The organism is Streptomyces sp. NPDC097619, from assembly GCF_040302735.1.
Lineage (GTDB): Bacteria > Actinomycetota > Actinomycetes > Streptomycetales > Streptomycetaceae > Streptomyces.
The window spans coordinates 1-9,975 of record NZ_JBEOSD010000222.1 but is presented as its reverse complement, the minus strand read 5'-3'; the positions used below and the strand labels follow the sequence as shown (position 1 = coordinate 9,975).

The 9,975-nt window shown below is 71.3% G+C and carries 12 protein-coding genes; 7 read left to right on the top strand and 5 right to left on the bottom strand.

Going from position 1 to position 9,975, the window contains the following annotated elements; translation table 11 throughout:
- Nucleotides 1-44: 44 nt before the first annotated feature.
- The 3 genes from trxB to ABTZ17_RS34350 all read right to left on the bottom strand — a co-directional run bounded on the left by trxB (nt 45) and on the right by ABTZ17_RS34350 (nt 2,142).
- Nucleotides 45-1,034 (bottom strand): thioredoxin-disulfide reductase, encoded by a 990-nt coding sequence (trxB, locus tag ABTZ17_RS34360; RefSeq protein ID WP_352199735.1) that lies wholly within the window; start codon nt 1,032-1,034, stop codon nt 45-47.
- A 5-nt stretch (nt 1,035-1,039) separates the two neighbouring features.
- Entirely contained in the window at nt 1,040-1,459 is a 420-nt protein-coding gene (locus ABTZ17_RS34355) for an arsenate reductase ArsC (RefSeq protein ID WP_352199734.1), read from the bottom strand.
- Between the two features lie 161 nt (nt 1,460-1,620).
- Nucleotides 1,621-2,142 carry an arsenate reductase/protein-tyrosine-phosphatase family protein gene (locus ABTZ17_RS34350; protein WP_352199733.1) on the bottom strand — a complete coding sequence of 174 codons (522 nt, stop codon included), beginning with the start codon at nt 2,140-2,142 and terminating at the stop codon, nt 1,621-1,623.
- Nucleotides 2,143-2,218: 76 nt separating this feature from the next.
- Here ABTZ17_RS34350 and ABTZ17_RS34345 point away from each other — a divergent pair, with 76 nt between their 5' ends.
- The 5 genes from ABTZ17_RS34345 to ABTZ17_RS34325 are packed head-to-tail and all read left to right on the top strand — an operon-like array spanning nt 2,219 to nt 5,915.
- Entirely contained in the window at nt 2,219-2,527 is a 309-nt protein-coding gene (locus ABTZ17_RS34345) for an ArsR/SmtB family transcription factor (protein WP_352199732.1), read from the top strand.
- Nucleotides 2,524-3,615, top strand: a complete 1,092-nt coding sequence (arsB, locus tag ABTZ17_RS34340) for an ACR3 family arsenite efflux transporter (RefSeq protein ID WP_352199731.1) — start codon at nt 2,524-2,526, stop codon at nt 3,613-3,615. The genes ABTZ17_RS34345 and arsB overlap by 4 nt, the downstream gene beginning before the upstream one ends.
- On the top strand, nt 3,612-4,673 hold the full coding sequence (locus ABTZ17_RS34335; protein WP_352199730.1) for an ArsO family NAD(P)H-dependent flavin-containing monooxygenase: 1,062 nt from the start codon (nt 3,612-3,614) through the stop codon (nt 4,671-4,673). Before arsB ends, ABTZ17_RS34335 begins: the two co-directional genes overlap by 4 nt.
- A gap of 52 nt (nt 4,674-4,725) precedes the next feature.
- Nucleotides 4,726-5,118 carry a TOBE domain-containing protein gene (locus ABTZ17_RS34330; RefSeq protein ID WP_352199729.1) on the top strand — a complete coding sequence of 131 codons (393 nt, stop codon included), beginning with the start codon at nt 4,726-4,728 and terminating at the stop codon, nt 5,116-5,118.
- Between the two features lie 5 nt (nt 5,119-5,123).
- A complete protein-coding gene (locus ABTZ17_RS34325; RefSeq protein WP_352199728.1) occupies nt 5,124-5,915 on the top strand; it encodes a sulfite exporter TauE/SafE family protein in 792 nt (263 codons plus the stop codon).
- Here the strand turns inward: ABTZ17_RS34325 and ABTZ17_RS34320 are convergent.
- Together ABTZ17_RS34320 and ABTZ17_RS34315 are read right to left on the bottom strand one after the other, a co-directional pair.
- A complete protein-coding gene (locus ABTZ17_RS34320; protein WP_352199727.1) occupies nt 5,908-6,405 on the bottom strand; it encodes a GNAT family N-acetyltransferase in 498 nt (165 codons plus the stop codon). The genes ABTZ17_RS34325 and ABTZ17_RS34320 overlap by 8 nt on opposite strands.
- Nucleotides 6,402-6,767 carry an ArsR/SmtB family transcription factor gene (locus tag ABTZ17_RS34315; RefSeq protein WP_352199726.1) on the bottom strand — a complete coding sequence of 122 codons (366 nt, stop codon included), beginning with the start codon at nt 6,765-6,767 and terminating at the stop codon, nt 6,402-6,404. The genes ABTZ17_RS34320 and ABTZ17_RS34315 overlap by 4 nt, the downstream gene beginning before the upstream one ends.
- Nucleotides 6,768-6,881: 114 nt before the next feature.
- On the opposite strand from ABTZ17_RS34315, the gene ABTZ17_RS34310 reads away from it, so the two are divergent.
- Complete coding sequence (locus tag ABTZ17_RS34310) at nt 6,882-8,246, top strand: NAD(P)-binding domain-containing protein (protein ID WP_352199725.1); 1,365 nt, start codon at nt 6,882-6,884, stop codon at nt 8,244-8,246.
- A gap of 242 nt (nt 8,247-8,488) precedes the next feature.
- On the top strand, nt 8,489-9,616 hold the full coding sequence (locus ABTZ17_RS34305) for a hypothetical protein (RefSeq protein ID WP_352199724.1): 1,128 nt from the start codon (nt 8,489-8,491) through the stop codon (nt 9,614-9,616).
- The last annotated feature ends 359 nt before the right edge of the window (nt 9,617-9,975 follow it).

Genomic DNA, 9,975 nt, shown 5'->3' with positions numbered 1-9,975 from the left:
GGCCGACTCTGCGGAGTCGGCCGCCCCCTTCTGCTGCCCTGGTGTCAGGCGGGCGCCGTGACCGGCTCGTCCTGGGTGCGCAGGGCGGCGAGGTACCGCTCGGCGTCCAGTGCCGCCGCGCAGCCGGTGCCGGCTGCGGTGATCGCCTGGCGGTAGGCGTGGTCGACGACGTCGCCGGCGGCGAAGACACCGGGGATGTTGGTGCGCGTCGAGGGCGAGGTGACCTTGATGTAGCACTCGTCGTCGAGGGCGACCTGCCCGGTGAAGAGTTCGGTGCGCGGGTCGTGGCCGATGGCGATGAACAGGCCGGTGACGTCGAGGTCGCGGAGCTTGCCGGTGAAGGTGTCGCGCAGGACGACGCCGGAGAGCATGCCGTTCGTCTCCTTGATTTCGGCGATTTCGCTGTCGAAGGCGAAAGAGATCTTGTCGTCGGAGAAGGCCCGGTTCTGCATGACCTTGGAGGCGCGCAGGGTGGAACGGCGGTGGACGACGGTGACCGAGCGGGCGAAGCGGGTGAGGAAGGTGGCTTCCTCCATCGCGGTGTCGCCGCCGCCGACCACCACGATGTCGCGGTCGCGGAAGAAGAACCCGTCGCAGGTCGCGCACCACGACACCCCGCGGCCGGACAGCTCGTCCTCCTTGGGCAGGCCGAGCTTGCGGTAGCCGGAGCCGGTCGCGATGATCACCGTCTTGGCGAGGTGGACGGTGCCCTCGGAGTCAGTGACCTCCTTGACGGGCCCGGTGAGATCGACGGCCACGATGTCGTCGTCGATCATCTCGGCGCCGAAATTCTCCGCCTGGGTCCGCATGTCGGCCATGAGGTCCGGGCCGTCGACGCCGTCGGGGAAGCCGGGGAAGTTCTCGACCTCGGTCGTGGTGGTCAGGGAGCCGCCGACGAAGATGCTGCTGCCGAAGAGCAGCGGCTTGAGTTGGGCGCGGGCGGTGTAGAGGGCGGCGGTGTATCCGGCGGGGCCGGAGCCGATGATGATGACCTCGCGTATGCCGTCACCGGTGGTGGTGGGGGTGTCGGTCACGGTGGTCAGCCCTGCTTCTTGGCGTCGATGTCGGCGATCAGGCCCTCGATGAGGGTCTTGATCTCGTCGCGGATGGGGCGGACGGCTTCGACTCCCTGCCCGGCGGGGTCTTCGAGCTGCCAGTCGAGGTAGGTCTTCCCGGGGAAGTACGGGCAGGCGTCACCGCAACCCATCGTGATGATGTAGTCGGAGGCCTGGGCGGCCTCGGGGGTGAGAACCTTCGGGGTCTGGTCGGAGATGTCGATGCCCAGCTCGGCCATCGCGGCCACCGCGGAGGGGTTGATCTGCTCGCCGGGCATGGAGCCGGCGGAGCGGACCTCGACGCGGTCACCGGCGAGGTGGCGCAGGAACCCGGCGGCCATCTGGGAGCGGCCCGCGTTGTGAATGCAGACGAACAGGACGGACGCGGCAGGGGTGGAGGGCATCGTTCTTCCTTGGGGATCAGGTAGCTGCGGGGATGAGCGGATCGGACGGGTCAGGTGCCGAGCTCGGCGAGGAGTTCGGTGATGCGGGTGTCGATGGCGTCGCGGATGTCCCGGACGTGCGCGATCGGAGCACCGTCGGGGTCGGGTACGGGCCAGTCGAGCTAGCGGCGGCCGGGGACGACGGGGCAGGCGTCGCCGCAGCCCATCGTGATCACGATGTCGGCGGCCTGGACGACTTCCTCGGTCAGCGGCTTGGAGTAGGCGTCGGCCAGGTCCACGCCGGCCTCGGTCAGGGCATGGGCGACCAACGGCCCGACGTCCTCGGTCGGATGGGTGCCGGCCGAGGAGACGGTCACCCGCTCGCCGCCCCGGTGGGCGAGGAGGGCGGCGGCCGTCTGGGAGCGGCCCGCGTTGTGGCTGCACACGAACAGGACCCGGACCCGGCCACCGCTGGACAGACCCCGAGTGTGAGCGAGGGCGTCCGAGCGCTCTGCGGTCAGCCGTTCGGCGAGCACGATCAGGTGCGTTCGGATGCGTGCCTGCTCGGCGAGGCGGGCGCAGGAGTCGGCGAGCAGCCGAAGGACGGTCTCCGGCGCGAAGCGTCCGGTGTACCGGGTGGAGAGGCGGGCTGCTCCCGCTGCCAGGCGTTCGTCCGGCAGCGGAGGTGATGCAGATGGGGGCATGGCGTTCCCGTTCGACGGAGCCAATAGGGTCAGCCTGGGCTGGTGTCAGCCCCGAGTGATGTGACAGTATCAGCCCATGATGACGTCAGTCGACACTGAAGTGCTCCGAGTCCTGGGAGATCCCCTCAGGCTCCGGATCGTGACCCTGCTGGCCCGCGAGACGCTCTGCCTGACCCACCTCGTGGAGGAGACCGGCGCCAAGCAGACCAACCTCTCCAACCACATGAAGGTCCTCAGAGAGGCCGGGGTCGTGGAGACCGAGCCGTGCGGCCGCTTCGTCTACTACAAGCTGTGCCCGGACGTCATCGCCCAGCTCGCCGGCCAGTTCGCCGACCTGGCCGCTTCCGCGCGCACCGCCGCCGAGAACAAGAGGGCCTGTCCGTGACCCCCACCCAAGCTCCCGCGACGACCGAAGACTCCTCGGTCGTCGCGAAGCTCTCCACCCTGGACCGCTTCCTCGCGGTCTGGATCCTTCTCGCCATGGGCCTCGGGCTCGGGCTCGGCCGGTTGATCCCCGGCCTGGACGACGCGCTCGCCAAGGTGGAGATCGGCGGGATCTCCCTGCCCATCGCGGTCGGCCTGCTGATCATGATGTACCCGGTCCTGGCGAAGGTCCGCTACGACCGGCTCGACGCGGTCACCGGCGACCGCCGCCTGATGGTCTCCTCGCTGGTCATCAACTGGATCCTGGGCCCCGCGCTCATGTTCGCGCTCGCCTGGATCTTCCTGGCGGACCTGCCCGAGTACCGCACCGGCCTGATCATCGTCGGCCTGGCCCGCTGCATCGCCATGGTCATCATCTGGAACGACCTGGCCTGCGGCGACCGCGAGGCCGCCGCCGTCCTGGTCGCCCTCAACTCCGTCTTCCAGGTCATCGCCTTCGGCGTGCTGGGCTGGTTCTACCTCGATCTGCTGCCCGGCTGGCTCGGCCTCGGCGACGGCGAGCACCTCGACATCTCCATGTGGAAGATCGCCCTGAACGTCGTCATCTTCCTCGGCGTCCCGCTGCTGGCCGGGTTCCTGACCCGCCGGATCGGCGAGAAGCGGATGGGCCGCGAGCAGTACGAGGCGAAGTTCCTGCCGAAGATCGGCCCGTGGGCCCTGTACGGGCTGCTGTTCACGATCGTCATCCTCTTCGCCCTCCAGGGAAAGACCATCACCTCCCAGCCCTGGGACGTCGCCCGGATCGCCCTGCCGCTCCTGGTCTACTTCGCGGTCATGTGGTTCGGCACCTTCGCGCTCGGCAAGGCGATCGGCCTGAACTACGACCGCACCGCCACCCTCGCCTTCACCGCGGCCGGCAACAACTTCGAGCTGGCCATCGCGGTCGCCATCGCCACTTTCGGCGTCACCTCCGGCCAGGCCCTCTCCGGCGTCGTCGGCCCCCTCATCGAGGTCCCCGTCCTCGTCGCCCTCGTCTACGTGTCCCTGGCCTGGCGCCGCAAGTTCACCGCGGACAAGCTCACCTCATGAGCCAACGCACCGACGTGGTGGTGATCGGCGGCGGCCAAGCAGGACTCGCCGCCGGCTACCACCTGCGCCGCCTGGGCGTCGAGCACGTCATCCTCGACGCCCAGACGGCGCCGGGCGGAGCCTGGCAACACACCTGGGCCTCCCTGCGCCTGTTCTCCCCCGCCCAGTACTCCTCCCTTCCCGGCTGGCTCATGCCCGTCCAGGAAGGCGAGACGTACCCGGACGCGCAGCACGTGGTCGACTACCTCGCCGACTACGAGAAGCGGTACGACCTGCCGGTACAGCGCGGGGCGTGGGTTTCCGCAGTCCACCGCGACGGCACCTTCCTGCGCGTCGCGACGGACAGCGGCGACTGGCGGGCCCGCGCGGTCGTCAGCGCCACCGGCACCTGGACCCGGCCCTTCATCCCGGCCGTCCCCGGCCGCCGCGAGTACACCGGCCGCCAGCTCCACACCGTCCAGTACACGAACCCGGCCGAGTTCGCCGGACAGCGGGTCGTCGTCGTGGGCGGCGGGAACTCCGGCGCCCAGATCGCCGCCGACCTCGCCCACGCCGGGACCGACCTGACGTGGGTGACCCAGCGGCCGCCCCGCTACCTCGCCGACGACATCGACGGCCGCGCCCTCTTCGACGCGGCGACCGCCCGCCGCCGCGCTCTCGACGAAGGCCGCACCGATACTGGCGGCGTCGCCTCCCTCGGCGACATCGTCGCCGTCCCACCCGTACGCGCTGCCCGCGACGCCGGGCTCCTGGCCGCGAAGTCGATGTTCACCCAGCTCACCGCCACCGGGGTTGAGTGGGCGGACGGCACCCGAGCGCAAGCGGACGCGGTCGTCTGGTGCACCGGGTTCCGGCCTGCGCTCGCCCCCTTCGCGGCCCTGCGCCTGCGCGGCAGCCGCGGACACATCGCCACCGCCGGAACCCGCGCGGTGGACGAACCGCGCTTGCACTTCCTCGGGTACGGCGACTGGACCGGCCCCGCCTCCGCGACCCTGATCGGGGTGGGGCGCCCGGCGCGCGACGCCGCCCGCGAGATCGCCGGCCTCCTGCGGCCCTGAGCTGGTCGTGGCACCGGACAAGGGCGCGCTGGGACGCCTCTAGGGTGGGCGCATGCAGACCTACACCATCGGCCAGGCCGCCGAGCTGCTGGGCGTCAGCATCGACACCGCACGCCGGTGGGCGGACGCCGACCGGTTCCCCACGCGGCGTGAAGGCAAGGGGCGCATGGTGGACGGGCCCGACCTCGCCGCGTTCTGCGTCCAGGTCGCCAAGGAAGCCACCGAGGAACAAGACGCCTCCTCCACCTCTGCCCGCAACGCCTTCCCGGGCATCGTCACCACCGTCAAGCTCGGCGATGTCACCGCTCAGGTGGAGGTGCAGGCCGGGCCGCACCGTGTGGTGTCGCTGCTGACCCGCGAGGCCGTCGAGGAACTGGGCCTGGAGGCCGGTGTGCAGGTCACCGCCCGGGTGAAGTCCACCAGCGTGCACATCGACCGAGGCTGACGCACGTGGACTGGGGGGTGGGGCTGGCCGGGCTCACCGCGGGCCTGCTGATAGCCGTCGTGACCGCGCCGGTGGGCGTCTCGGGCGCGGTGTTCCTGCTGCCGGTGCAGCTGAGCGTCTTCGCGGTGCCCAGCCCGGCGGTGACCCCGACCAATCTCCTCTACAACGTCGTCGCCGGCCCCGGCGCCCTGTGGCGCTACCGCCACAGCGGTGCCCTGCGCGGCCCACTTGTACGCCACCTGGTGCTCGGTACCCTGCCCGGGGTCGTCATCGGCGCCGTCATCCGCGTGTTCGCCATCCCCGGCCCGACGGTCTTCAAGGCCCTGGTAGCCGTCTTCCTGCTGCCGCTGGGCCTGTGGCTGATCACCCGCACGCTCCTGCCATCCCAGCGGCCTCTGAGGTCCGGCGAGGCCGAACCGCCGCCGGGCGTAGTGACAGGTCTCGCCGTGATCGTGGGCATCGTGGGCGGGATCTACGGGATCGGCGGCGGCTCGCTCCTCGGGCCCATCCTGGTAGGGCGCGGGATGCCGGTCACGAAGGTCGCGCCCGCGGCCCTGGCCGCGACGTTCGTCACCTCCCTCGTCGGCGCCGCCACCTACGGCCTGCTCGCGCTGGGCGGATCCGGCGCCATCGCGCCCCACTGGTTCCTCGGCCTGGCCTGCGGCCTGGGCGGCCTCATCGGCGGCTACCTCGGCGCCCGCCTCCAACCCCGCCTCCCCGAGAAGGCCCTGCGGCTGCTGCTCGGCACGCTGGCCGCCGGCGTCGGGGCCCTCTACGCCGTCCAGACGATCAGCTGATCTGTCGGCTGCGACGTTCCAGCAGTACGACGTCGCGCCACACACCGTGGTGGCGGCCGATGCGTTCGCGGGTGCCGATGACGCGGAATCCGGCCCGCGCGTGGAGGGCGAGGCTGGCGGTGTTCTCGGGGAAGATCCCGGACTGGATCGTCCAGATCCCCGCCTGCTCGGTGGAGGCGATCAACGCGTCCAGGAGCGCACGGGCCACGCCGCGGCCGCGGGCTTCGGGGTGGACGTACACGGAGTGCTCGACCACACCCGCGTACGCGCATCGGTCCGAGACCGCGCTCGCCGCGACCCACCCGAGCACCCGGCCCTCGTCGTCGAGGGCGACGAAGCGGTGCCCGGGAAGTCGGGAGGCGTCGAACGCCGCCCATGCGGGGGCCCGGGTCTCGAAGGTGGCGTCACCCTCGTCGATCCCGGCCTGATAGATCCCCAGGACCTGCTCTGCGTGTTCGGAGAGCAGGGGCTCGATCCGCACTCCCCTCACGCCGCCTTCCCCGCCCCGGCGAGGAGTGCGCCCATCGCGGCCAGGACGGAGGGCTCGACGCGGTAGTACACCCAGGTCCCCCGCCGCTCGGAGGAGAGCAGGCCCGCCTCTTTGAGCTTCTTCAGGTGGTGGGAGACGGTGGGCTGGGAAACACCGACGTCGGAGATGTCGCACACGCACGCCTCCCCGCCCTCGTGGGAGGCGACCAGGGAGAACAGGCGCAGCCGCACCGGGTCGCCCAGCGCCTTGAACATGACCGCGGTCCGCTCGGCTTCCTCCGCGGTCAGTGGGCGTTCCGACAGTGGCGGGCAGCACGGTGCCACGGTCTCGGGCTCCAGCAGCGGCAACACCTTCGTAGTCATGCGCCCATCATCCCCGCAACTTCGATGTATGTCTATGTTGACGAACGTCGATGCGCGGTGTCACGCTGGAACCCAGGACATCGACAGTTGTCGAATCAATTGGGGAGCCCCGTCGTGAACGCATCCACCGCAGACCTGCCCGTCGTCGTGATCGGCGCCGGCCCCATCGGCCTGGCCGCAGCCGCCCGCCTCATCGAGCGGAACATCGAGCCCCTGGTCCTGGAGGCCGGTACGACCGCGGCGACGGCGGTGCGCGCCTGGTCGCACGTGCGGCTGTTCTCGCCCTGGTCCGAGGTCGTCGACCCGGCCGCCGAGAAGCTCCTCGCCCCCACCGGCTGGATCCGCCCCGACGGCGCCGCCTACCCCTCCGGCGGCGACTGGGCCGACTTCTACCTCCAGCCGCTGGCCGACGTCCTGGGCGAGAAGGTCCGCTACGGCGCCGCCGTCACCGGCGTCTCCCGCAGCGGCCGCGACCGCATCGTCGACGCCGACCGCGAGGCCCAGCCCTTCGTCATCCACTACACCGACCCCGACGGCACCGAGCAGCGGATCCACGCCCGCGCCGTGATCGACGCCTCCGGCGCCTGGGCCACGCCCGGCCCGGCCGGCGGCAGCGGCCTGCCCGCACTCGGCGAGAAGGCTGCGGCCGACCGGATCTCCTACCGCATCCCCGACCTCAAGGACCCCGCCACCCGGGCCCGGTACGCGGGCAAGCGCACCGCGGTCATCGGCTCCGGCGCCTCCGCCTTCACCGCACTCGCCTCCCTCGCCGACCTCGCCAAGACCGACGACGGCACCGGCACCCACACCACGTGGATCCTGCGCCGCGGGATCTCCGGATCCACCTTCGGCGGCGGCGCCGCCGACCAACTCCCCGCCCGCGGCGCCCTCGGCCTGGCCGCGAAGGCCGCCGTCGACGACGGCTACGCCGACGCCGTCACCGGCTTCCGCACCGACGCCGTCGAACGCGACACCGACGGCCGCCTGATCCTCGTCGGCGAGGACGCACGCCGCCTCGACCCGGTCGACGAGGTCATCGTCCTCACCGGCCTGCGCCCCGACCTCTCCTTCCTCGACGAGCTGCGCCTCGGCCTGGACGAGCGCCTCCAGGCCCCGACCGCGCTCGCGCCGCTGATCGACCCGAACCAGCACTCCTGTGGCACCGTCTACCCGCACGGCCAGGCCGAGCTGTCCCACCCGGAGAAGGGCGTCTACCTCGTCGGCATGAAGTCCTACGGCCGCGCCCCCACCTTCCTCGCCATGACCGGCTACGAACAGGTCCGCTCCATCGCCGCCCACCTCGCCGGCGACCACGAGGCCGCCGAGCGCATCGAACTGACCCTGCCCGAGACCGGAGTCTGCGGCGGCGCCGGCCTCTTCGACGAGCCCGCAGCCACGGAAGAGGCCGGCGGAGGCTGCTGCGCGGCCCCCGCCACGCTGACCATCGGCGGCCCGGCCTCCACCTCCGGCGGCTGCTGACGGGCTGGGTCGTCGGCCGACCAACGACGTGCGGGCTGTGACCGGGACGGGGGTCCGGTCACAGCCCACACTTCGTTGCGTGGCCCGCTACGGGTCAAAGTGGCCAGGCAAGCGCCAAGTTCACAATCCGGAGGAGGGGGAGTTCTCCCCCTCGGCGCCGGATTCTGTCCACAGGGGCGCCGTTCGAGCATCGGTTCGTGGCTGCCGTGAACCGCGCGGCGTGCCGTACACGAGGAGCCGTCATGCCCGAGACCACCGCCCTGCCGCTCGCCCCGATGACCCCGCACGCGGCGATCAGCGCGTTCAGCTACCTCCGCGCCATCCAGGTCCAGGACGTCGAGGCCGCCCGCGAGTTCGCCGGCGCCGAGCCGCGGATGGCCGACCTGCTCGTCGACCCCGTCGAGCGGATCGTCGCCCCCGTCACCGCGCTGCCCGGCCCGGAGGCCGGCGAACCGACCACGGAGATGTTCGCCCTGGAAGTCCTCGGCCAGGTCCTGGTGGCCACCCTGCGAACCTGGGCACAGGCCGGGCCAGCCGCCGCGCAGGGCATCACCTGCGCCGTCATCGACTTCGTCGTCCGGTTCCTCACTGTCTGTCTGGATACCTGGACTGCGGTACGGCCATGGCTGCTCCGGCAGAGAGGGTTTCCGTTGGGGCGGCCCACGTCACCGTGGTTGTCTCCGGGGAGTAGGATCGCGCTCCCCCCGCCAGATCTCGGAGGAACCGTGTTTCAGCCCGCGCAACGGATCTGGGCCAACAACCTCGATGATCCAGCGGGTCCCACGCTCTCCGGGACCGGCTACTCGCCGCCCATCGATCTGTGCCAGGTTTCAACAGTCTTCTTCTCCGTCGTCGTGGGAGATCCGCCCGCGGACATGTTCCAGGGCGCGACGCTGGTCGTGAGCCTGCGGGTCCAAGACTCCTGCGGCACCGTGCGCCGCCGCTCACCGTCTTCCGGGCGAAGCACCTGTTCCGGAAGCATGGCAGCGTGCCGGACTACCGCCATCGCGGTGCCACTTCCGAACGGTGCCTTCCGTCCCACGAGCCGCAACATGGCCCTGAACTGGACCTCTGCGGTATCCAGACAGGCACTCACCGACGACCATGAGGACGTCGCCGGTGACCTGCGCCAGCTGGAGGCAGTGGGCGTAGTTCGCGGCGGGGACGGCGACGGTGCGCACCACGCCCATCGGGTGGCCTTCACCCGATGGGCGCACCACCGCACCACACCACCGCGGTCCGCTGCACCGCACCGCACCCGCACCGGCACCGGCACCGGCACCGGCCAAGATGCGCGCCACCGTGCACCGCACCAGGTGCGCTTCCGTGTTGGCGGAGCCTTATCACACACCCCCTTGACCAGGCCCTGATCGCGGCCGCAACCGGCTGCGTCCAGGAGAAACGTGCCGGTGGAGAACGTGGTCAAGGGGTGGAGCCGCACCCGGTCAAGGGGGTGGCTGGGCGAGGGTGCGGACGGTGCGCACCCGGTGCGGTGCGGGACATCGTGGTGCGCCCGAGCGTGGCGTCCACGGTCAAGCGGGTGCGCACCGCGGTGGACTCCACCGAGTGGAACCCACCGCGAGGGTGGCGCCCACTGGGTGGCGCCCACTGAGTGGAGCCCACCCGATGGGATCCACTCAGTGTCGGCTTCGGGGCTCGGTAAGCCTCGCCTGGGCCGCAAGAGGCCCGACCTGCGGATCGCGGAGGGCGAGAACCTGGTCGGCCACGG